The sequence below is a fragment of the Streptomyces sp. NPDC001443 genome, from assembly GCF_053597355.1.
This window is the reverse complement of sequence record NZ_JBSFIA010000023.1, coordinates 64025-84840: the sequence shown is the minus strand read 5'-3', so window position 1 is coordinate 84840 and position 20816 is coordinate 64025. Positions and strand designations below refer to the sequence as shown.

The 20816-nt window shown below is 72.7% G+C and carries 20 protein-coding genes; 6 read left to right on the top strand and 14 right to left on the bottom strand.

From position 1 onward, the window contains the following. The 5 genes from ACWC24_RS23645 to ACWC24_RS23625 form a co-directional block, all read left to right on the top strand. A partial coding sequence (locus ACWC24_RS23645) for a 4'-phosphopantetheinyl transferase superfamily protein (protein WP_450664844.1) occupies nt 1-2187 on the top strand: 2187 nt, incomplete at its 5' end. Further along, entirely contained in the window at nt 2184-2516 is a 333-nt protein-coding gene (locus ACWC24_RS23640; protein ID WP_450664843.1) for an acyl carrier protein, read from the top strand. The genes ACWC24_RS23645 and ACWC24_RS23640, both read left to right, overlap by 4 nt. Nucleotides 2517-2519: 3 nt before the next feature. Further along, complete coding sequence (locus ACWC24_RS23635; RefSeq protein ID WP_450664842.1) at nt 2520-3341, top strand: alpha/beta fold hydrolase; 822 nt, start codon at nt 2520-2522, stop codon at nt 3339-3341. After that, a complete protein-coding gene (locus ACWC24_RS23630) occupies nt 3338-4564 on the top strand; it encodes a glycosyltransferase (RefSeq protein ID WP_450664841.1) in 1227 nt (408 codons plus the stop codon). Before ACWC24_RS23635 ends, ACWC24_RS23630 begins: the two co-directional genes overlap by 4 nt. Then, complete coding sequence (locus ACWC24_RS23625) at nt 4561-5685, top strand: class I SAM-dependent methyltransferase (protein ID WP_450664840.1); 1125 nt, start codon at nt 4561-4563, stop codon at nt 5683-5685. Before ACWC24_RS23630 ends, ACWC24_RS23625 begins: the two co-directional genes overlap by 4 nt. 108 nt (nt 5686-5793) lie before the next feature. Here the strand turns inward: ACWC24_RS23625 and ACWC24_RS23620 are convergent, their stop codons facing one another. The 6 genes from ACWC24_RS23620 to ACWC24_RS23595 form a co-directional block, all read right to left on the bottom strand. Next, nucleotides 5794-6357, bottom strand: a complete 564-nt coding sequence (locus ACWC24_RS23620; RefSeq protein ID WP_450664839.1) for a hypothetical protein — start codon at nt 6355-6357, stop codon at nt 5794-5796. Between the two features lie 129 nt (nt 6358-6486). After that, nucleotides 6487-7560: an Ldh family oxidoreductase gene (locus ACWC24_RS23615; RefSeq protein ID WP_450664838.1), complete on the bottom strand. Its 1074-nt coding sequence runs from the start codon at nt 7558-7560 to the stop codon at nt 6487-6489. A gap of 20 nt (nt 7561-7580) precedes the next feature. Next, nucleotides 7581-9290, bottom strand: coding sequence for a thiamine pyrophosphate-dependent enzyme (locus ACWC24_RS23610; protein WP_450664837.1), 1710 nt, complete (start codon nt 9288-9290; stop codon nt 7581-7583). 13 nt (nt 9291-9303) lie between these two features. Continuing rightward, nucleotides 9304-10164, bottom strand: a complete 861-nt coding sequence (locus ACWC24_RS23605; protein WP_152891885.1) for an amidohydrolase family protein — start codon at nt 10162-10164, stop codon at nt 9304-9306. A 238-nt stretch (nt 10165-10402) separates the two neighbouring features. Continuing rightward, nucleotides 10403-11602 (bottom strand): L-2-hydroxyglutarate oxidase, encoded by a 1200-nt coding sequence (gene lhgO / locus ACWC24_RS23600; protein WP_450664836.1) that lies wholly within the window; start codon nt 11600-11602, stop codon nt 10403-10405. Nucleotides 11603-11661: 59 nt separating this feature from the next. Further along, on the bottom strand, nt 11662-13101 hold the full coding sequence (locus ACWC24_RS23595; protein WP_450664888.1) for an aldehyde dehydrogenase family protein: 1440 nt from the start codon (nt 13099-13101) through the stop codon (nt 11662-11664). A gap of 301 nt (nt 13102-13402) precedes the next feature. Between ACWC24_RS23595 and ACWC24_RS23590 the strand changes: the two genes are divergently transcribed. Continuing rightward, the gene (locus ACWC24_RS23590) at nt 13403-13690 is read left to right on the top strand and encodes a putative quinol monooxygenase (RefSeq protein ID WP_450664835.1); all 288 of its coding nucleotides are present in this window, start codon (nt 13403-13405) and stop codon (nt 13688-13690) included. A gap of 79 nt (nt 13691-13769) precedes the next feature. On the opposite strand, the gene ACWC24_RS23585 is transcribed toward ACWC24_RS23590, so the two are convergent. The 8 genes from ACWC24_RS23585 to ACWC24_RS23550 form a co-directional block, all read right to left on the bottom strand. Beyond that, nucleotides 13770-14798, bottom strand: a complete 1029-nt coding sequence (locus ACWC24_RS23585; protein WP_450664834.1) for a methionine synthase II (cobalamin-independent)-like protein — start codon at nt 14796-14798, stop codon at nt 13770-13772. A 3-nt stretch (nt 14799-14801) separates the two neighbouring features. Then, a complete protein-coding gene (locus tag ACWC24_RS23580; RefSeq protein WP_450664833.1) occupies nt 14802-15275 on the bottom strand; it encodes a GlcG/HbpS family heme-binding protein in 474 nt (157 codons plus the stop codon). Next, entirely contained in the window at nt 15272-16057 is a 786-nt protein-coding gene (locus ACWC24_RS23575; protein ID WP_450664832.1) for an alpha/beta fold hydrolase, read from the bottom strand. The genes ACWC24_RS23580 and ACWC24_RS23575 overlap by 4 nt, the downstream gene beginning before the upstream one ends. Before the next feature lie 26 nt (nt 16058-16083). After that, nucleotides 16084-16455, bottom strand: a complete 372-nt coding sequence (locus tag ACWC24_RS23570; RefSeq protein ID WP_152891899.1) for a VOC family protein — start codon at nt 16453-16455, stop codon at nt 16084-16086. Then, the gene (locus tag ACWC24_RS23565; RefSeq protein WP_450664831.1) at nt 16452-17249 is read right to left on the bottom strand and encodes a fumarylacetoacetate hydrolase family protein; all 798 of its coding nucleotides are present in this window, start codon (nt 17247-17249) and stop codon (nt 16452-16454) included. The genes ACWC24_RS23570 and ACWC24_RS23565 overlap by 4 nt, the downstream gene beginning before the upstream one ends. Further along, nucleotides 17246-18694 (bottom strand): NAD-dependent succinate-semialdehyde dehydrogenase, encoded by a 1449-nt coding sequence (locus ACWC24_RS23560; protein ID WP_450664830.1) that lies wholly within the window; start codon nt 18692-18694, stop codon nt 17246-17248. Before ACWC24_RS23560 ends, ACWC24_RS23565 begins: the two co-directional genes overlap by 4 nt. 55 nt (nt 18695-18749) lie before the next feature. Further along, nucleotides 18750-19673 carry a VOC family protein gene (locus ACWC24_RS23555; protein ID WP_450664829.1) on the bottom strand — a complete coding sequence of 308 codons (924 nt, stop codon included), beginning with the start codon at nt 19671-19673 and terminating at the stop codon, nt 18750-18752. A gap of 148 nt (nt 19674-19821) precedes the next feature. Beyond that, nucleotides 19822-20730, bottom strand: coding sequence for a LysR family transcriptional regulator (locus ACWC24_RS23550; RefSeq protein ID WP_450664828.1), 909 nt, complete (start codon nt 20728-20730; stop codon nt 19822-19824). Between the last annotated feature and the right edge of the window lie 86 nt (nt 20731-20816).

Sequence of the window (20816 nt, the reverse complement as noted above, 5' to 3'; positions counted from 1 at the left end):
TCCGCCACCATGACCGGACCGGGATCCGCCGCCGGAACCGAGCCGGAGTCCGCCACCATGACCGGACCGGGATCCGCCGCCGGAACCGAGCCGGAGTCCGCCACCATGACCGGACCGGGATCCGCCGCCGGAACCGAGCCGGAGCCCGCCACCATGACCGGACCGGGATCCGCCGCCGGAACAGGGGCGGGATCCGCCGGGGCCGGGCCGGGATCCTCCGTCGGTCCGCTGCCGTCGCGGCCGCCCGTGCGGCTCGACCTCGGCGGGGCACTGATCTCGCTCGCAGGACCGGAACTGGCGAGCCTGCGCGCCGAGTTACAGGCGACTCCGGCGGCTCCCCGCGCCGCCACCAGGTCCGTGCTGGGCACGCTGACCGACCAGTTCCCCGCCGCCGCCGAGCTGGACGCCCTGCTGCGCGACACCGCGGACACGGCTGCCGCGCTGATCACCGCGCGTACCGCTCCCCGGCCGACCGGCCCACCCGCTCCCCCGGCCCCCGCCGCCGCCCCGGCCCCGGCCGCCGGGCCCGGCCCCGCCGGCGCCCCGGTTCCGGTGTCCGTCACCGGGACGTGGACGCCGGGCGGCAGCCCACCGGCGACGGGCACCGGCATACGGACGTCGGTCGTCCGCGTCTCGCCGGAGACCATGCCGTACCTGCTCGACCACTGCTTCTTCCCCCAGCGGCCCGGCTGGCCGGACGTGGCCGACCGCTGGCCGGTCGTCCCGGCGACCACGATCGTGCAGCACCTGATGGACGCGGCCCGGGAGGCGGCGCCGGGCAGGGTGCCGGTCGCGGTGCACGGCGCCCGGTTCGAGGAGTGGCTCACGGCCACCCCCGCCGTCGACGTCCAGGTCACGGCGGAGCCGGTGGCACCGGACCGGCTCGCGCTGTCCTTCGGCCCCCGGGCCCGCGCCACCGTGGAACTCGCCGACGGCTATCCGGCCCCGCCACCCGCGCGCTGGCGGACCGACCCCGCGGGCGAGCGCGCGCCCGGCCGCACGGCGGCCCAACTGTACGGCGAGCGCTGGATGTTCCACGGTCCGGCGTTCCAGGGGGTGACCGAGCTCTCCGCGCTCGGCGAGCGGCACATCCGCGGGATCATCACCGTCCCGGCCGCGCCCGGCGCCCTGCTGGACAACGTCGGCCAGCTCCTCGGCTACTGGATCATGGCGACCCGCACCGAGCGGACGGTCGTGTTCCCGGTCGGGATGCGGGAGATGCGCTTCCACGGCCCGCATCCGGCGCCGGGGACGCCGGTGGCGTGTCTGGTGCGGATCACCTCGCTCACCGACACCGTGCTGGAGGCCGACGTACAGCTCTCGGTGGCCGGTGCGGTGTGGGCGGAGCTGCGCGGCTGGCAGGACCGCCGGTTCGACAACGACCCGCACACCCGGCCGGTGGAACGCTTCCCGGAGCGCAACACCCTGTCCGAGGTGCGTCCGGGGGGCTGGTCACTGGTGCACGAGCGGTGGCCGGACCTGGCGTCGCGCGAACTGATCATGCGCAACTCGCTCGGCGGGGCGGAGCGTTCGGAGTACGCCAGGCACGCGCCGCGCGGTCGTCGGCAGTGGCTGCTGGGCCGGATCGCGGTCAAGGACGCGGTACGCCAGTGGCTTTGGGACCACGGCGAGGGCCCGGTGTTCCCGGCGGAGCTGCGGGTGCACAACGACGACGTGGGCCGCCCGTACGTCACCGGGGTGCACGGCCGCGAACTGCCCCCGCTGGACGTCTCGCTGGCCCATCGCGCGGAGGCGGGCGTGGCGATCGTACGGCCGCACACGCCCGCGCCCGGGCCGGGCATCGACATCGAGGAGGTCACCGACCGCGACCCGCAGGCGGTGGCGAGCGTGCTCCGCGCGGACGAACTGCGGCTGCTGCACGGGCTGTGCGCGGCCACCGGCGACTCCGAGGCCCTGTGGTTCACCCGGTTCTGGGCCGCGAAGGAGGCGGTCGCCAAGGCGGAGGGCACCGGATTCGGCGGCCGGCCACGGGACTTCGTCGTGCTGGAGGCGTCCCCGGCCGGGGACGAGCTGACCGTCTCGGGGCGTCTGGAACGCGCGTACGCGGTGCGCTGTGCGCCGGCCGTGAATCCGTCCGGACTGACCGAGCGGGCCTATGCCGTGGCCTGGACCACGGGACCGATCGGTCCGACCGGAATCCCCCACGAGGAGGAGTACGCCCGATGAACGCCACCCCCCGCCCCGCCGACGCGGACCCGGTGCCGCAACAGGCGACGGTCCTCGCCGACATCGCCGGACTGCTCGCCCGGCTCGTCGAGGACGAGTACGGCCTGGACGACGTCGAGATCGGCATGACGACCACCTTCAACCGCGATCTGGAGCTGGAGAGCATCGACCTGGTGACCCTGTCGGGACTGCTGGAGGAGCGGTACGGCGGACGGGTCAACTTCGCCGAGTTCCTGGCCGGGATGGAGTTCGACGAGATCATCGAGCTCACCGTCGGGCGGCTCGTGGAGTACGTGGTGAGCAGCCTGAAGGCGGCGGGGGCGAGCTGACGCATGACGATGGTCGACATCGGCGGACTCCGGTTGCACGTACAGCGCCTCGGCCCCCGGGACGGCCGTCCGGTCACCGGCACCGCGGTGCTCGTCCACGGTCTGCTCACCGACAGCCTCGCCAGCTACTACTTCACCGTGGCCCCCGGGTTCGCGGCGGCCGGCCTCGACGTCGTCATGTACGACCTGCGCGGCCACGGCCGCAGTGAACGGCCGCCCGACGGCTACACGCTGGACCGGAGCATCGACGACCTCGAGGCGCTGCTGGACCGGCTGGCGGTGACCGGACCGGTGCACCTGGTCGGCAACTCCTACGGCGGCACGATCGCCTTCGGCTACGCGGCCCGTCACCCCGGGCGGGCGGCCAGTGTGTCCCTGATCGAGTCCGAACCGGCCACCGCCGCCTGGGCGTCGAAGCTCGGCGGCATCCTCGACCGGGTGATGACCGAGCTGGCGCACAACGAGCCCGACGCCCTGGCCTGGATCACCGCCCATCGGGGCCACAACACGGCGCGGCTGGCCCGGGGCGCGGCCCGGCTCGCCCGGGACACCACCCTCGGCAGGGACATCCCGGCCAGCGGGGTCCTGACCGAGGAGCGGATCGGCGCGGTGCACTGTCCGGTGCTCGGCGTGTACGGGGGTGACTCCGACCTCGTCGAACTGGCGCCCTACCTGCGGTCGTTGCTGCCGGACTGCCGGACGGTGGTGGTACCGGGGCACGAGCACTCGGTGCTGGTGGAGGCGGCGGGGACGGTGGGCGGCCACGTCCTGGCGCTGATCCAAGGGGCCTCGGCGGTCCGGCGGCCGGGGGTCGGTGCGCCGTGAGCGGATTCCTTTTCGTGGCACCGCCGTTGGTCGGGCACATCAACCCGGCCGTCGGGGTAGCCGACCGACTGCTCGCGCGGGGTCACCGGGTGGCGTGGGTCTGCCCCGACCCCGCCCTGGTGGGACGCCTCGCGGGTGACCGGGCCCCGGTGTTCCCGTGCGCCGGGCCGGTGCCGGGGACGGGCGAGGCGAGGCGGCCGCCCGACCTGCGAGGTCCCGAGGCGCTGAGGTTCCTGTGGGAGTGGTACCTGCTGCCGCTGGCCGAGGCGATGGCGCCGGGGGTGCGGGCGGCCGTCGAGACGTTCCGTCCGGACGTGGTCGTCGCCGACCAGCAGGCCTTCGCCGGTGCGCTGGTCGCCGAGCGGGCGGGGCTGCCGTGGGCCACCTCGGCCACCACCTCGGCCGAGTTCGCCGACCCGCTGGCGGGACTGCCGAAGGTCGGCCGGTGGATCGCGGAGCGCCTGGCGGACCTGCGCGCGGCCGTCGGGGACCCGGCGGGCGACACCGATCCGCGGTTCTCTCCGTATCTGGTGCTGGCGTTCAGCACGGCCGAGTTCGCCGGTCCGCACGCGGCGGCTCCGGGCGGCCCGGTCCACTGGGTCGGCCCGTCCGTCACGGCCCGGCCTGAACCGTCCGCCTTCCCCTGGGAGTGGCTCGACCCCGGCCGGGCCGCGGTGCTGGTGACCCTGGGCACCGCGAACACGGACGTCGGCGGGCGCTTCCTCGCCGTCTGCCGGGAGGCCCTGCGCGAACGGGCCGACCGGGTGCAGGCGGTCGTCGTCGACCCGGCGGGCACCCTGGGCGCGGACGACACACCGGCGCGGTACGGCACCGGGCGCGCGGCCGGGCACAGCCCGGACAAGGATCTGCTGGTGCTGCCCTCCGTGCCCCAACTCGCCCTTCTGGAAAGGATGGACGCCGTGGTCTGCCACGCCGGTCACAACACCGTGTGCGAGGCGCTGTGGCACGGGGTCCCGCTCGTCGTGGCCCCCATCCGCGACGACCAGCCGGTGGTGGCCGGGCAGGTCGTGGCCGCGGGGGCGGGCGTCCGGGTCAGGTTCGGGCGGGTGACCGCCGCCCGGCTGGGCGCCGCGCTCGACTCCGTGCTGCACGAACCCGGGCACCGTGCCGCCGCCGAGCGGATCGGTACGGCCTTCCGCGCCGCCGGGGGCGCCCCCGCGGCGGCGGACCGTCTCGAACAACTCGCCAGGGAGAGCCGATGAGTGACCACACCGAGCAACCGGCCGAGCAAGAGATCGGGCGGCCGGCCGGACCGGACGCCGAGGAGCCGGACCGGGCCGGACGGGTGGCCGCGCTGCGCCCCGGCTACCTGGCCGAGCTGGCCGAGGGCCCGGAGCGTTTCTTCGAGCCGCCGCGCACCACCTGTCCCTGGTGCGGCTCCGGTCGGCTGACCACCCGCCTGCGCACCACCGACCTGCTCCAGCACAAGCCGGGCCGGTTCGTCCTCGACCGGTGCGAGGACTGCGGGCACGTCTTCCAGAATCCCCGGCTGAGCGAGGCGGGGCTGGAGTTCTACTACCGCGACTTCTACGACGGCCTCGGCGAGAAGAAGCTCGGCGACACCTTCGGCGGCCGCACCGGGATGTACCGGGACCGCGCCGAGTCGATGCTGCCGTACGATCCCGCCCCGAAGACCTGGCTCGACGTCGGCACCGGGCACGGCCACTTCTGCGCGACCGCCCGCGAGGTGCTGCCCGGCACGGAGTTCGACGGGCTGGACTTCACCGACGGAGTCGAACTCGCCGCCGCCGAGGGCCGCGTGGCGCACGGCCACCGCGGCGCCTTCCCTGACCTGGCACCACAACTCGACGGCCGGTACGACGTGGTGAGCATGTTCCACTACCTGGAGCACAGCACCGACCCCGAGCGGGAACTGCGGGCCGCGTGGCAGGCGGTGCGGCCCGGCGGCCATCTGCTGATCGAGGTCCCGGACCCCGAGAGCCGCTACGCCCGGCTCCTGGGCCGCTGGTGGCTGCCCTGGCTCCAGCCGCAGCACCTGCACCTCGTGCCGGTCGCCAATCTGCGCCGCCGGCTGACGGACCTGGGGTTCACGGTGGTGGCGGAGCAGCACGCCGAGCCGCACGACCCGGTGGACCTGCTCGCCGCCGTGTGGCTGGCGCTGGACCACGCCGCCCCGCGCGAGGACGCGCCCTGGCTGCCGCGGCCGCCGGACGCGCTGCGCCGGGCCGGACGGGTGGCGCTGCTCGTCGCGGGGATCCCGGCGCTCGTCCTGGGCACGCTGCTGGACCGGTTCGCGGTCCGCCCGTTGTCGCACCGCCTGGGTCTGTCCAACGCCTACCGTCTGGTGGCCCGCCGGGACTGACCCGAGCGGCACCGCGCGGCCCCCGTACCGCCCGTCCCCACCCCCGAAAAGCGGGACGGGCGGTACGGGGGCCGGACCCGGACGGCCCGGTCCCCGCCCGCGACGCGGTCAGCCGAGCTTCAGCTCGGCGTAGACCTTGTTCGCGGTGTCGCGCACGACGACGCGTGAGACGGCGAAGCTGTCCCAGTCGCCGATCGCCGACAGGTCGATGGTGGCGTACCAGACGCCCCAGCCCGGCTTGCCCGGCAGTTCCAGGAGCTTGCCGTGCGCGACGCCGGCGGTGGTGTGCACCGTGACGCGGGAGGCGGTGCCCTTGCCTCCGTAGTACAGACCGGAGAAGAGGTAGTGGACGCCCGCCCCTTCCGTCTGCATCGACACACCGGGCTGACCGAGGTCGATGTTGCCGTCGACCACGCTGCGGAACTGCGGGTCGGGGTCGTCGACCGTCGTCCAGTGCTTGCCCTCCTCGGTCAGCCAGAACTCGGCGGTGCCGGGCACGACGACGTGCTCTCCCGGGGCGACGATCCGGGGCGTGGCGGCGGCCTTCCAGGCCACCGGCGCGGCGGAGACGGACGCCGTCCGGTCCGGTGCGGCGGCGTGCGCCACCGTGGGCGCACCGATCAGCGCGACGGCGACCGCGGCCGCGGCCACGTGCTTCTGGATCCCGGTCATGGAATGAACAACTCCTTGCGGTGTGACCGACGTTCGGACGATGGGAGGGCGCCTCTCCACTCGTCCAGACCACCGATGTCCGCCGATCGGTTGCCCGTACCCCGACCTGAATCCCGCGTCCGGGTCCGGCTATTCGGCGGTCGCCGGCAGGGCGACGCCCAACTGCCCGGCGCGTTCGGTGAGGTCGCGCCAGACCTTCGGCGCGACCGGCACACCCCGCGCGGCCCGGTCCGCCGCCGTCGCGGCGCTGCGCTCACCGGGGTAGTACACGCCGTCCGCGCCGTCGGCCGTCGGCAGGCCCTTGAGGGTGCTCAGGGTGTCGTCGACCGCTGCCGTGAAGCCGTGCGTGCCGCCGAAGGCCGCCGGGTCGAGCGCGATGAGCAGCGCGTTCTGGCGGTGCTTGCGGCCGGCCGGGTCGTCCGAGTGGAAGGCGGCGAAGATCGGCGCGCCGACCAGGACGCTGGTGAGCAGTTCGAAGGCGAGGGACATGCCCGAGCCCTTCGCGCCGCCCAGCGGCAGCGGCATGACGGCCTGCTCGGGGTCGGTGGTGGGGATGCCGTCCGCGGTGGCGGCGGCACCCTCGGGCAGCGGGGTGCCGTTCGTCTTCGCCTGGCGGATCTTTCCCAGCGCGATGGTCGCGGTGGCCATGTCGAGGAGCAGCGGGGCGTGGTCCTCGGCGGGTACGGCGACGGCGAGCGGGCTGGTGGCCACGGCGGCGCCCTTGACGCCGGTGTAGCCCATGTTCGGCATGCCGGCGACGAAGCCGATCCCGACCAGGCCCTGCTCGGCGATCCGGGAGACGTAGTAGCCGATGGCGCCGGTGTGCACGGTCTCCCGTACGCCCACCGAGGCCACGCCCGTGACCTTGGCGCGACGGACGGCCTCGTCGGCTGCCGCGGTGAGCGCGACCGGGCCGGGGGCGCGGTCGGCGTCGACGACGGCGGCGGCCGGGGTGCTCGACTCGACCGTGACGTCGGGGTCGGCGTTGGCGACGCCCTTGGCCAGCAGGTCCAGGTAGGCGGGGACGCGGGCGATGCCGTGCGAGTCGACGCCGCGCAGCGCGGCCCAGACGAACACGTCGGCGGTGGTGCGGGCGTGCTCGGGGCCGAGCCCGCCCTTCTCCAGCAGGGCGGCGGAGAAGGTGCGCAGGTCCTCGGCATGGACCAGGACCTTGCCCGGCTTGGGCGTTGGGGTGTCGGACATGGTGGCGGGTGCCTCCTGGATCAGCGGGTGACGAGGACGTCGACGACGGCGGTGGTGCCTTCTTCCACGGCCTTGAGCGCGCGCTCCAGGGCCGGGAGGAGGGCGTCGGTGGTGTCGACGGTCTCGGTGTGCAGCCCGAACGGCTCGGCGAACGCGGCCAGTCGGGGCAGGCGGGTGAGGTCCTGGCCGAGCCATTCCCCGGTCTCGGCCGCCGCGCCCTCGGGGTAGAACCTGCGGTGGTTGAGGTTCATCGACTTGTAGACGCGGTTGTTGAACACCACGATCAGCACCGGGATGCCGTACGCCTTGGAGGCGTCGTACGACTGGATGACCGGGTTGTAGGCGAAGGCTCCGTCGCCGACGGTGAAGACCACCGGGCGTTCGGGGACGGCCAGTTTGACGCCGAGCGCGACCGCGATGCCCTGGCCGAGGCCGCCCTGCACGTAGAAGTACGAGTCGGGGGCGTCGGTCCGGACGTGGCGCTTGACCACCTTGCTGTGGGTGATCGTCTCGTCGACGACGATGCCGTCCTTGCCTTCCAGCAGCTTGCGCAGCAGGGTGGCGACCCGCACCGGGTCGACACCCTCGGAGTCCGCCGCCTCGGTCTCGGCCCGGTCGATCGCGGCCTGCTCGGCGGCGAACCGGGTCTGCTGGGCGGCGACCCGCTCGGCGACCTCGGCCTCGTCGAGGTCCTTGGCCCGCTTGGCGAGCTGGCGCAGGGTGTTGGCGGCGTTGCCCTCCAGGTACTTGTCCGCGAACAGGACCTGGTAGACGACGTGCGGGCGCTGCGGGACCTGGTCGATGACGACGATCTTCGCCTTCGAGGGCTTGCGGCTCGGCGGGTAGAACGGGACGCGGCAGTTCACCAGGAGGATGAGGTCCGCGGTGTCCATCCAGGGGCCGATGTCGGTGCCGGCGTGCAGCGGGTGGGTGCGCGGGAAGTTGCCGCACACCGCCGAGTCAGGTTCGACGACCGGGATGTTCCACGCCTCGGCGAAGGCGACCAGGGCCTCGAAGCCGCCGGCCTCGCGGCCGATGGTCTCGGTGACGATCACGGGGTTCTTCGCCTCGCGGATCATCTGGGCGACCGGGTCGACCTCTTCGGGCGAGCTGTGCGTGGAACCCGGCTCGACGATCGGCTTGGCCTCACGGCCGTTCCACGGCTCCAGCAGGATCTCCAGTGGGATGTTCAGGTACGCCGGGCCCTGCGGGGCGCGCCAGGACAGCTCGGCGGCGCGGGAGATCATGGTCGGCAGCGTGTGCACGCTGGCGGCCTCGTTGGACCACTTGGTGAACGGCTGGGCGATGTTGTGCGGTCCGCCGACGATCGACAGGTTGCGGTACCACTGGCCGCCCGGGTCGTGGCCGGGGGCGTCGCCGTAGGTGGTGGACTCCGAGGAGGTGACCACCATGGGGACGCCCGCCAGGAGCGCGCCGTGCACGGCCATCGAGCCCTGGAGCAGGCCGGGGGCCGCGTGCAGGAGCACTCCCTGGGGGCGGCGCTTGACGAGTCCGTAGCCGGTGGCCATGCCGACGGCGACGGTCTCGTGCGTGAGGTCGAGGTACTGCGGTGCGGGCTCCGCGTCGCGGTGGCGGCGGGCCAGGGCCTCCCACACCGGGGCCCACTCGGACCCCGATGAGCAGAAGAGGTAGTCGGCGCCGACGGCGTTGAAGGCGGAGACGACGGCGTCACCGCCGTCGACGCCCGGCATGTCGTTGCTGTCCGTCATCTCTGGTGTGTCCTCAGCCCTCGATCGGCCAGTTCAGGACCTCGGAGATACCGCGGCCCATGATCCATTCAAGCTCCTCGGGGGTGAAGTCCCAGTGCTTGGTGAACTGCTCGATCGTGTCGGTGTAGGTGATGCCGTGGCCGAGCAGGCGGGTGATGTCGGTGCCGTAGAAGCAGCGCTGCGGGCCCATCTTGTCGACCATCTCGCGCACGTACTTCTGGATGTTGTGGTTCGGGAACGGCTGCGTGGAGTAGCCGGGCAGCGCCGAGACCTTGACGTAGATGTTGGGGTGGGCGGCGAGGTCGGCGGTCTCCTGGACCCAGTAGCCGATCGCGTCGTCGACACAGCGGGCCATGATGCCCATGTGGTCGATGATGATCTTCAGCTCGGGGTGCCGGGCGGCGATCTCGCCGAGCTCGCGCTTCCAGATCGGGGCGTGGACCATGGTGGGGATGCCGAGTTCGGCGGCGACCGGCCAGTACCAGTCGTTGGTGCCGTCGATCATCCAGTTGCGGTCCTGCGGCCGGTGGAAGGTCAGGCGCGTGCCCTTGACGTGCGGGTTCTGCGCGAAGTCCGCCAGCATCGCCTTGCCCTCCTCGGGCTTGTTCTGCGGGATGCGGGCCATGATGCCGAACCGGTCGGGGTGCGCCTCGCAGGCCTCCAGGGCGTAGTCGATGCGGTCGCCCTCCCAGGACGGCGGCAGGATCAGCGCGCGGTTGACGCCGGCCTCGTCCATCAGCTCCAGGGCCTCCTCGTAGGAGAAGGGGTCCTCGCGGTGGCCGTTCAGCCGGATCCGCTCGCGGGCGCCGGGGACCCAGGGGCGGTCCGGGGTCTCTTCCTTCCAGATGTGGATCTGGGTGTCGACAACGAACATGCCGCTACTTCTTTCTCTTCGCGGAGCAGGGGGGTGGGGCGTTGCTGAGGGAACGCTAGGCGGGCCGTGAGGCCTTGCGGAGCCCCTGGGAGCGCAAGCTGTTGTTGCGCGAAATCACGCTGTACGCAGGGCATTCGTTGGATGCGCGGGCGTATGCGAAGGCGCCGGGCATCGCCCGGCGCCTTGGTCGTACGTCACCCCTTGCCGTGCCGGGCGTCACCCGGCACGGCAAGGGGCGTCAGGCGTCGCCGAGAGCCGCGTCGGTGATGTGCTCGGCGATGGCCATGGAGGCCGTGGCGGCCGGCGAGGGGGCGTTGCGCACGGCGGTGATCCGGCCCACCCGGTGGATGCGGAAGTCGTCCACGAGGGTGCCGTCGCGGTCCAGGGCCTGGGCGCGGACGCCCGCGCCGCCGCGGACCACGTCCCGGACGCCGACGCCGGGGACGTAGTGCCCCGCGTCCCTCATGAAGGCCGCCGTGGAGAACGATCCGCGGTACTCCTTGATGCCGGTACGCCAGTGCCGGGCCGCCATCCGCCAGGTGCCGGGGTAGGCGGCGAGGCCGAGCAGGTCCCGCGGCGAGATCCGGGTGCGCCGGTAGCCCTCCCGGGCCAGCGCCAGGACCGCGTTGGGCCCCACCTCCACCGTGCCGTCGACCCGGGGGGTGAAGTGCACGCCGAGGAAGGGGTAACGCGGGTCGGGCACCGGGTAGATGAGGCCGCGCACCAGGTTCGTGCGGTCCGGCCTGAGCAGCATGTACTCGCCCCGGAAGGGGACGATCCGCGGCTCCTGCCGGTCGTGGGCGAGCCCGGCGACCGTGTCGGACTGGAGTCCCGCGCACAGGATCAGCCGGTCGACGCGCACCCGCTCCGCCGCGGAGGTCACGTCGATGCCGCCCGGTGCCTCGGTGATGCCGGTGACCTGGAAGCCGAGCCGCACCTCGCCGCCGCAGTCGGTGACGTCCCGCGCGAACTCCCGGGCGATCGCCGGGTAGTCGGTGATGGCGGTGCGCGGGGAGTGCAGGGCGGCGATGCCTCCCGCGTGCGGCTCCAGCTCCTTGATCTCGTCCCGGGAGATCCTCCGCAGGTCCGGTACGTGGTTGTTCCTGGCCCGCTCGTAGAGGCTGTCCATGCGGCCGAGTTCGTCCTCGCGGACCGCCACCACCAGTTTGCCGATCTCCCGGTACGGCAGCGCGCGGTCCTGGCAGTACTCGCGCAGCAGGGACACCCCGCGCACGCACAGGGCGGCCTTGAGGCTGCCCGGCGTGTAGTAGAGACCGGCGTGCACGACGCCGGAGTTGTGGCCGGTCTGGTGGAGCGAGACCTCCTGTTCCTTCTCGAACACCACGACGCGGGTGCCGGGGCGGCGCAGGGCGATCTCGCGGGCCGTGGCCAGGCCCACGATGCCGGCCCCGACGACGCCGATCGTCTCGTCGGCCATAGGCGTCCTCCTCTCTTCTCCGCTTGCTCGCTGGCTCTTTGCTGTCCTGCGGTCCTGCTTCAGGCGCCGAAGTGGACGGCGACCGTCTTGACCCGGGTGGAGAAGCGCAGGACTTCCTCCCCCTGCTCCTTGTAGGCCGTGCCGGAGTCGTGGAAACCACCGAAGGGCAGGTGCACGTCCCAGCCGGTGGTCGTGGTGTTGACCGCGATCTGGCCGCACTCGGCCTCGTCGGCGAAACGGTACGCGGCGCCGAGGTCGCGGGTGAAGACGGCGGCGGCGAGCCCGAACCCGGAGTCGTTGACCGCCTCGACGGCCTGCTCGAAGCCGTCCACGGCACGCACCGCGAGGACCGGTCCGAAGACCTCCTCGCGCCAGATCGCCGTCTCGGGGGTGACGTCGGCGAGCACGGTGGGCCGGACGTAGCAGCCGTGCGCCCGCTCGCCCTCGGTGTCGGCGCCGCCGCCGGTGAGGACGACGGCCCCCTGCCCGACGGCCCGGTCCAGGTCGGCGAGGACGCTGTCGCGCTGCCGGGGGCTGGACAGCGGGCACAGAGTGGTGGCCGGGTCCGTGCCCGGTCCGACGGTCAGTGTCTCGACCTCGGCGACCAAGAGACGGGTGAACTCCTCGTACACCGGCCGCTCCACGATCACCCGGCTGGTGGCGGTGCAGCGCTGGCCTGCCTGGCCGAAGGAGGCGGCGACGACCGCCTTCGCGGCGGCAGGCAGGTCCGCGTCGGCCAGCACGACGGAGGCGTTCTTGCCGCCGAGTTCGCCCTGGAAGCGGACGTTGCGGTCGGCGAGGCGACGACGGATGCGGTCGCCGACGGCGTTGGAACCGGTGAAGGTGACCCCGGCGATCCGCGGGTCGTCGAGGAGCGCGTCCTCGATCAGGGCGGTACGGCCCGTGACGACGTTGAGGACCCCGGCCGGCAGGCCCGCGTCGTGCAGGGCGCGGGCGAAGTGCAGCCCGGACAGCGGGGTTTCGGTGGCGGGCTTGAAGACGGCCGCGTTGCCGGCCGCGAGCAGCGGGGCGAGCTTGCGGGCCGGGGTGATCAGCGGGTCGTTCCACGGGCTGATCACCAGGATCACCCCGATGGGCTCGCGCTGGGTGTGGGTACGGGTGTCCGGGCGGACGTCGTGCAGCAGGGTGCCGTAGCCCTGCCGGGCCAGGCCCGCGTAGTAGTCGAGGAAGTCCGCGGCCTTCCCGGCCTCGCCCCGGGCCTCGGCCAGGGTCTTGCCGTTCTCGGCGGTGACGTCGGCGGCGATCTCGTCCAGCCGCTCGCGGATCAGCCGTGCCGCCCCGGTGAGGATCCGGGCCCGCTCGAAGGGGCTGGTGCGCCGCCATTCGGCGAAGGCGCGCTCGGCGTGGTCGTAGGCCCGGGTGACGTCCTCGGCGCCGAGGGCCGGGACACGGGCGAAGGGGGTGCGGACGTCGGCGGGGTCGTGGACGTCGATCCACGCGCCGGTCGCCACCCACTCTCCGCCGGAGAGCGCTTCCACAGTACGCAAAGAGATCACTTCCTTGGTCGGCCGCGGTGCGGGCGGTGTGGTCCGGACAAGTGGTCGGGACCGGGCGGTCCGGCCGTGCGGCCGGGCGGGCCGGATGCGACAACACACCATGTCGGGGCGGGTCCACCAGCTCCGCGACGGCAGGCAATGCTTGCGCCGCGCGCGGGTCGGCGCCGGCGGGATCCGTGCTGGAATCGGCGGGCCGGACGGCCCGTGCGGGACCGCCGGGAAGTCGATGACCATCCGAGTACGACCCGAGTACCGCCCGAGTACGACCCGAGGAGAGACAGTCATGGCCTACGCAGTCGTCGCCCACTACCGCTGCGCGCCCGCCGACGAGGCCACCGTGCGCGCCGCGCTGCTGAAGGCGCGGGAGTCCACCCGTGCCGAGCCGGCGAACCTGCTGTACGAGGTGCACGCCGTGGCAGGCGAGCCCGGCGGCTTCCTGCTCTACGAGCGGTACACGGACGTGGCCGGCTTCGATGCGCACAAGGCGGCCGGGCACTTCAAGGAGCTGATCGTGGAGACGGTGTGGCCGTTGCTGAGCGACCGCACGGTCACCTTCGCCGAGGTCCTCTGAGTCCGGCCGGAAAGCCGGAGGAAGCCGGAAGGAGGGGGCCCGGCCGGGTCCCCTCCTTCCGGCCGCTTACCGCCCCGGGTCAGAACTCGTTGCCCCACACATAGCGGGCGAGGGTCTCCACCAGGACGAGCTTGCGGCGCTGGTCCTCCGCGTCGAGCAGCGGCCGTGCCGCCACGTCGGCGAAGCCGCGGGACGGGCTGACGGCCGCGTCCTCCAGGTCCTTGAACTCCCCCACGGCGTCGATCCGTTCCATCATGGAGTCGATGTCCTCCAGGTCCGGCACGGTCGCGTCCACCACGCCGAGGCAGACGTCCCGGTCCTCGGGCAGCGCCCTGAGCAGGTCCAGTTCGGCCTCGGTGCCCCGGTCGAGGGGCAGTACCCAGCGGTCCACCGGGACCTCGGCGTACAGCCGTTCGGCGCGGGCCCGGTCCACCGCGGCGGGCGCCGTCCAGCCGGGTGCGAGGGCGATGCGTACGCCCTCCGGGCGCCGGTCCAGACGTACCGCGGCGGCTTCCACGGCGAGCGCGTCCTCGAAGGAGAGGGCGCCGGGGACGTCCGGGTCGATGGCCAACTCGCCGAGAAGCAGCGGGTTGTCGAGCTGGATGACGCGTACGCCCTGGGCGACCAGCAGCTGGATCTCCGCGTGGACGATCTCCGCGAGAGCCTCGCCCAGCTCGCGGGCCGAGGCCACCCCGAGGCCGGGCTCGAACGTGGTGGCGGCCAGATAGGCCGGTGACGGCAGGGTCGCCTTCGTGGCGATCACCGTGAGTTCGGTGAGCCGGGCGGCCCAGTCCGCGAGCAGCGGCCCGTTGGCCTTGGGCAGTGCCTCGGCGACCCAGCGGACCAGACCGTCGGCGTCCTGCTCGCCGGTCCGGCGGAAGCCGGAGACCCCGTCGAGGACCGCGCCGCGGAAGTCCTCGCGGGGGAAGTGGCCGTCGGTGACGACGGTGGAGCGCAGCCTGCGCTGGAACACCACCGCCTCCTGGACCGCCTTGAGTTCGGCCGCCGCCAGGGCGTCGGCGTCACCGGCGGCGCGGGCGGCGACGAGCTCCGCGGGGCGCACCAGGCTGCCGTGGTGGTCGATGCGGTAGTTGAACGTGTCCGCCATGGGTCAGTCCTTTCCGGGCCCGGCCGGCTTGCCCGCGACGCCCCAGGCGGCGAACTCCAGCTCGTAGCCGAGGGATGCGAGGACGTCGTCGGCGAGCTGCTGGTCCTCGTCCGCGGTGCCGCCCGCGATGCCGAGGCCGCCGATGATCTCGCCGTCCTTCTTGATGGTGACGCTGCCCTCGGCGGCCATGATCGGCAGGGCCGCGCCGGGCAGTTGGGACAGCTGGGAGAAGAAGACCGGCTGGCTCTCCTGCCATTTCTTCAGCATCGGGCCGGGGCGCTGCATCACGGCCGCGGTGTACGCCTTGGCGCGGGCGATGTCCGGGGTCAGGGGGCGGGCCCCGTCGGGCCGGCGGATCGCCACGACGAAGCCGCCGGCGTCGACCACGGCCACGCTGACCGCCTTGCCGAGGGACTGGGCGCGGTGGTGGACGGCGGCGATGATCTCCTCGGCCGCTTCGAGGGTCACGTTGCTCATGCGGTGTCCTTCGGGACGGTCAGGGTGCGGCGCAGCCGGGCGATCGCCGCGTTGTAGGCCTGGGGTGTCTCCCAGTACATGGAGTGCGGGGCACCGGGGACGATCTCCAGGTGCGAGCCGGGCAGCAGTTCGTGGGCGCGGGTGACGGTCTTGACGCCGAGGACGGCGTCCCGCTCGCCGGCCAGGAAGGCGACCCGCACCCCGCTGTCGCGGATGTCGTCCAGGGACGGTCCGTCGGTGTCGAGGTTGCGCAGGTCCTGCATCCGGGCGACGTTGAAGGTGCCCATCTGCTGGAAGAGGAAGGTGAGGTCGGCGCGCTCGCGCTGGAACGGCTTGGTGAGCAGGCGGTCGATGACGGGCAGCTTGACCGCCTCGGCGCGGTCGGCGGCGGCCAGTTCCCTCAGCTCGGGGTGGCTGATGCCGCCCAGGGAGTGGCCGAGGACGACGGAGGCGACGCGTTCGGGGCGCAGCAGGGCGGCCCGCAGCGCGGCGACGGAGCCGATGGACTGGCCGACCAGCATGACGTCGGTCAGGTCCTCGGTGTCGAGGACGGCGACCACGTCGCCGGGGAAGTCCTGGCCGTCGAACTCGGGCATGGAGGAGTCGGACTTGCCGAAGCCGCGCAGGTCCACGGTGACGACCGTGAACTCCTCGCGCAGCGCGGCGACCTGCTGCCACCAGGCGGCGTGGTGGCCGCCGCTGCCGTGCACGAACAGGATCGCCGGACCGCTGCCGTGGCGCTCGTAGTAGATGGAGGTGCCGTCGGAGTCGGCGAAGGGCATGGGGAGGAACTCCTGCTCGGTGGCGGTCAGTTGGGGCGCTTGGCGTGGTAGACCAGTTCGATCATGGTGTGGTCGGGGTCGTGGATGTAGCAGAACTTCGACTGGTTCTCGGGGCGTTGGATCGGGCGGGTGTGCCGGATGCCGAGCTCCTTGAGGTGGGCGAGGAAGTCGTCCCAGTCGTCGACCTCGACGGCGAAGTGGTAGGGCGCCATGCGCTCCATCTCCTCGACCGGGGTGAAGTGCAGGTCGAAGTTGCCGCGTGTCATCAGCACCACGCGGGTGTTGGACTTGGGCATGATGCGCTTCATCCCGAAGACCTTCGTGTACCAGGCGGCGGTCCGGTCGGGGTCGGTGGTGGGGAAGTTGACGTGGTGGATGTAGCGGGGTTCTGCGCTCATGGCCGGTTCCCTTGCTCCTCTTCGAGTTGTACGGGGTTGGACAGCGTGCCGATGCCGCTGATCTCGACCTCCACGGTGTCCCCGGGCGCGAGTCCGCAGGTGGACTCGGCGCCCATCCACAGCACGTCCCCGGGCAGCATGGTGTTGTGCCTGGTGATCTCGACGATGTAGTCGAAGGGGTCGAAGACCATGTCGCCGGTGGGGAACGCGGCGCGTACCTCGCCGTTCACCCGGAGCGTCGTCGTCTGGGCGAGGGCGTCGACGTCCGTCTCGATCCAGGGCCCCATGGGTTTGAAGGTGTCGCTGTTCTTGCTGCGCCAGAAGGTGCGGTCCTGGTGCTGCCAGGTGCGGGCGCTGACGTCGTTGCCGATGGTCCAGCCGAAGACGGCCGCGCGGGCCTCGTCGTACGTGGCGTGGCGCAGGGTGCGGCCGATGACGGCGACGAGTTCCGGCTCGGCCTCGAAGCGTCCCTCCACCTCGGCCGGTCGGACGATCGGCGTGCGGTGGCCGGTGAGCGCGTTGTTGGCCCGGTAGCCGACCTCGGGCCGCTCGGGCACGACGGCGGCGGGGTTGCCCAGCCGGGCGGCGTGCTCGATGTGCCGGGGGTAGTTCATGCCGACCGCGTAGAACACGGGCGGCACGACGGGCGGCAGCCAGACGGCGTCGGCGCGGGGCAGGACCCCGAGGACCTCGGGGTGGGTCTCGATCGGGGAGCCGGACAGCAGCTCGACGTCCTCCTCCCCCACCCTGGCCCACATCGCGCGCCCCCCGGCCGAGACTCGGGCGTACCTCATGGCACCAGCAGGTGGGAGACGCGCTTGGTGACGAGGTACGCGTCCAGCGCCTCGGGGCCGCCCTCGCGGCCGTAGCCGCTCTCCTTGACGCCGCCGGAGGGGGCCTCGGAGACGGATCCGCCGCAGTGGTTGACGGAGAGGATGCCGGCCTCGAGCCCGGCCACCAGCCGCTCGGCGGTGGCCGCGGACTCGGTGAAGGCGTAGGCGGCCAGTCCGTACGGAGTCGCGTTCGCGATCGCGAGCGCCTCGTCGAGGTCGGTGAACGGGACGATCGGCGCGAGCGGCCCGAACGGCTCCTCGTGCATCAGTTCCGCGTCCGCCGGTACGCCGGTCAGGACGGTCGGCGCGAAGAAGTAACCGGGGCGGTCCAGGCGTTCGCCGCCGGTGCGGATCTCGGCGCCGCGGGCGACGGCGTCCGCGGTCAGGCGCTCCATGGTCTTCAGCCGACGCTCGTTGGCCAGCGGGCCCATCGTGGTGCCCTCGGCGAGGCCGTCCCCGACGACGACGGCCTCGGCGGCCCGTACGAACTCGGCGGTGAAGGCCTCGACGATGCTCTCGTGGACCAGGAAGCGGCTGGGCGAGGTGCACACCTGGCCGGCGTTGGCGAACTTCGCCTGTGCGGCCCGGCGTGCGGCCTTCACGGGGTCGGCGTCCGCGCAGACGATCACCGGGGCGTGTCCGCCGAGCTCCATCAGGGAGGGCTTCATGACCCGGCCCGCGTGGGCGGCGAGCAGCTTGCCGACGGGGACCGAGCCGGTGAAGGCGACCAGGCGGACGGCCGGGGCGTCGATCAGGTGGGCGGAGACCTCGGCCGGCTCTCCGAAGACGAGGTTGAGGACCCCGGCGGGCAGGCCCGCGTCGGCGAAGCAGGCGACCAGGGCGGCGGCGGTGGCGGGGGTCTCCTCGGAGGCCTTGATGACGATCGAGCAGCCCGCGGCGAGCGCGGAGGAGATCTTCCGCATCGGGCCGCCGGCCGGGAAGTTCCACGGTACGAACGCGGCGACGGGGCCGACCGGTTCGCGCCGCACGGTCAGCAGGGTGCCGGGCTCGGAGGGGATGATGCGGCCGTAGGCGCGGCGCGCGTCGTCGGCGTGCCAGCGCAGGGTGTCGGCGACCCGGCGGGCCTCGCCGGTGGCCTCGGCCAGCGGCTTGCCCTGCTCCAGGGTCATCACCCGGCCGACCTCGGCGGCGCGCTCGGTCAGCAGGTCGGCGGCGGTGTGCAGGATCCCGGTGCGCCGGGCTACGGGCGTCTCGCGCCAGGTCCGGAAGCCGGCCGTCGCGGCGTCGAGCGCGCGGTCCAGGTCGGCGGGGGTGGCCAGCGGTACCTCTCCGATCACCTTCTCGGTGGCCGGGTCGACGATCGGGGCGGTACGTCCGGTGCCGCCCTGGCACCACTCGCCCGCGATGTACATGCGGACGGCGGGGTAGCCGTGGTCGGTGGTCATGGGTGGGTGCCCTCTCAGGAGCGAGCTGGGGTCCGGCCCGCGGGCCGGGGACGGTTCAGGACGCGGGGGTGGCGTCCTGCTGGTCGCGGTTGGTGCGCAGCGCCCAGATGTGGTGGGGCGGGGTGGTCTCGTGCACCCGGGTCTCGTAGGTGTCGTCGACGCGGTCCATGTCGGCCGCGTACTCGACCCGGCCGCCGCAGGGGGCGTGCAGGAAGCGGAAGACGTTGGAGCCGATGGTGTGGCGGCCGAGCCGGCGGGCCTCCCGCCACCCGTGGTCGATCATGTGGTTGCCGCCCTCGATCACGTCGTCGAAGCCGGGGACCTCGTAGGCGATGTGGTTGACGCCCGCCTTGTCGGGGCGGTGGCACAGCAGCATGGTGTGCTGGTCGTCGTCGCCGGGGGCCTGCATGAACACGCCCATGGGTTCGACCACGTCGGTCGGGCGGAAGCCGAGGCGGCCGGTGTAGAACGCGACGGCCTCGTCCTTGCCCTGTTTGGGGATGTTGAGCGCGACATGGCACATGCGCAGCGGGCGCACCCGGGTGATCGGCTCCAGCGCCGCGTTCCAGCGCCGGACGCTGCCGAGCGCGTTGGCGGGCCGGGGCTCGACGGTCGCGGGCCGCGGCCGGGCGAGGGTGAGGCCGACGCCGAAACCGGTCTCGTCCACGGTGTGGTGGACGCCGTCGGCGCTCTCGCGCACCGGGCGGTCCTTCGCCACCGCGGCCACCAGCCGTTCCAGCTCCTGCGTGGTGTCGACGCCCCAGACCACCTCGCGCAGGGTGGGGCCGCTCTCCACCGGCGGCGGCAGCAGGGTGCCGGGGTCGGTGTCGAGGTGGAGGGTCTGTCCGGTGAGCGTCTCGAACACGGCGTGTTCGCCGGTCCGTTCCAGTAGGAACAGACCGAAGTCGTCGAAGAACCGGGCGCATTCGTCGAGGTCGTCGATGCTGTAGGTGACCGATTCGATTCTCTGGATTCCCATGGATTCCTCGTTTCCGGGTCGCCTGGCGAGCGTAGATTTCGGGGTGCGAGGGCCTCAATGGCCCGAGCTCCACGGAGTGCGCAATCGTTTCTTGCGCGACCGGCCCGCGCTCTCGCGCTTTCGCACCACCGCGCTTTTCGTACGGCCGTTATCGCAGCGCGGGGAACGGATTGCGCGCGAACCAGTCGGCGAGGAACTCCAGGAACACACTGATCTTGCGCGGGGTGTCCTGCCCCGGACCGTAGATCGCGTACAGCGGGCGGTCGGGTACGGCCAGTTCCGGCAGCAGCACCTGGAGGGCGCCGGAGACGAGGTCGTCGTAGGCCGGCCGCTGGGGCAGCAGTGCGATGCCCCGGCCGTGCACGGCGGCCTTCTGGAGGGCGATGTAGGAGTTCGACGAGAACGCGATGTTGCGGATCTTGTGCAGGGTGCTCGCGTGACCGTGCCCGATGCGCCACACCGGGTCGTTGACGTGCACGAGGCAGTCGTGGGCTGCGACGTCGTTCGGGTGCGCGAGGGCGCCGTGCCGTTTGATGTAGTCCTGCGAGGCGCACAGCACGAAGGGCAGCGAGGAGATCTTCTTCAGGCGGACGCTGGAGTCCCGCAGGTCCCGGGTGTGGAAGGCGACGTCGAATCCGCCGTCCAGGAAGTCGTAGGTGCGGTCCGACATCCCGCCGAGTTCGAACCGGACCTGGATTTTCGGATGGGCGGCGGAAAAGGCGGCGATGGCGTCGCCGAGATCCAGACTGCCTATCCATTTGGGGCAGATGATGCTGAGCGTCCCCTCGGCCCGGTCGTGCAGCCGGGCGATGCCGGCGTCCTCGGCCTCGATCTCCTCCAGGATGCGGGCGGCGAACTCCGCGTACCGCTGTCCGGGCTGGGTGAGGCTGACCGAGCGGGCGGTGCGGTTGACCAGGCGGACCCCCACCTGGCGTTCCAGCTCGGCGACGTGCCTCGACACCAGCGAACCCGACGAGCCCAGCTTCTTGGCGGCCCCGCTGAAGCTGCCCACCTGGGCGACGGTGACGAAGCTGTGCATGAGGAGCAAGCGATCCATGTTTCCTCCGGGGACCACTCCCTGTCCGGCCCGCGCCGGGACAGGGGGCAAAGGGGTCGCCGAACCCCGCCGGAATGTCCTGACAG

Bases quoted from the DNA above. Each gene is read 5' to 3' on its own strand.
- ACWC24_RS23640 (WP_450664843.1), top strand. From the start codon at position 2,184: ATGAACGCCACCCCCCGCCCCGCCGACGCGGACCCGGTGCCGCAACAG.
- ACWC24_RS23635 (WP_450664842.1), top strand. From the start codon at position 2,520: ATGACGATGGTCGACATCGGCGGACTCCGGTTGCACGTACAGCGCCTC.
- ACWC24_RS23625 (WP_450664840.1), top strand. From the start codon at position 4,561: ATGAGTGACCACACCGAGCAACCGGCCGAGCAAGAGATCGGGCGGCCG.
- ACWC24_RS23570 (WP_152891899.1), bottom strand. From the start codon at position 16,455: ATGAGCGCAGAACCCCGCTACATCCACCACGTCAACTTCCCCACCACC.
- ACWC24_RS23575 (WP_450664832.1), bottom strand. From the start codon at position 16,057: ATGCCCTTCGCCGACTCCGACGGCACCTCCATCTACTACGAGCGCCAC.
- ACWC24_RS23550 (WP_450664828.1), bottom strand. From the start codon at position 20,730: ATGGATCGCTTGCTCCTCATGCACAGCTTCGTCACCGTCGCCCAGGTG.
- ACWC24_RS23565 (WP_450664831.1), bottom strand. From the start codon at position 17,249: ATGAGGTACGCCCGAGTCTCGGCCGGGGGGCGCGCGATGTGGGCCAGG.
- ACWC24_RS23590 (WP_450664835.1), top strand. From the start codon at position 13,403: ATGGCCTACGCAGTCGTCGCCCACTACCGCTGCGCGCCCGCCGACGAG.
- ACWC24_RS23560 (WP_450664830.1), bottom strand. From the start codon at position 18,694: ATGACCACCGACCACGGCTACCCCGCCGTCCGCATGTACATCGCGGGC.
- ACWC24_RS23555 (WP_450664829.1), bottom strand. From the start codon at position 19,673: ATGGGAATCCAGAGAATCGAATCGGTCACCTACAGCATCGACGACCTC.
- ACWC24_RS23605 (WP_152891885.1), bottom strand. From the start codon at position 10,164: ATGTTCGTTGTCGACACCCAGATCCACATCTGGAAGGAAGAGACCCCG.
- lhgO (WP_450664836.1), bottom strand. From the start codon at position 11,602: ATGGCCGACGAGACGATCGGCGTCGTCGGGGCCGGCATCGTGGGCCTG.
- ACWC24_RS23615 (WP_450664838.1), bottom strand. From the start codon at position 7,560: ATGTCCGACACCCCAACGCCCAAGCCGGGCAAGGTCCTGGTCCATGCC.
- ACWC24_RS23620 (WP_450664839.1), bottom strand. From the start codon at position 6,357: ATGACCGGGATCCAGAAGCACGTGGCCGCGGCCGCGGTCGCCGTCGCG.
- ACWC24_RS23610 (WP_450664837.1), bottom strand. From the start codon at position 9,290: ATGACGGACAGCAACGACATGCCGGGCGTCGACGGCGGTGACGCCGTC.
- ACWC24_RS23580 (WP_450664833.1), bottom strand. From the start codon at position 15,275: ATGAGCAACGTGACCCTCGAAGCGGCCGAGGAGATCATCGCCGCCGTC.
- ACWC24_RS23585 (WP_450664834.1), bottom strand. From the start codon at position 14,798: ATGGCGGACACGTTCAACTACCGCATCGACCACCACGGCAGCCTGGTG.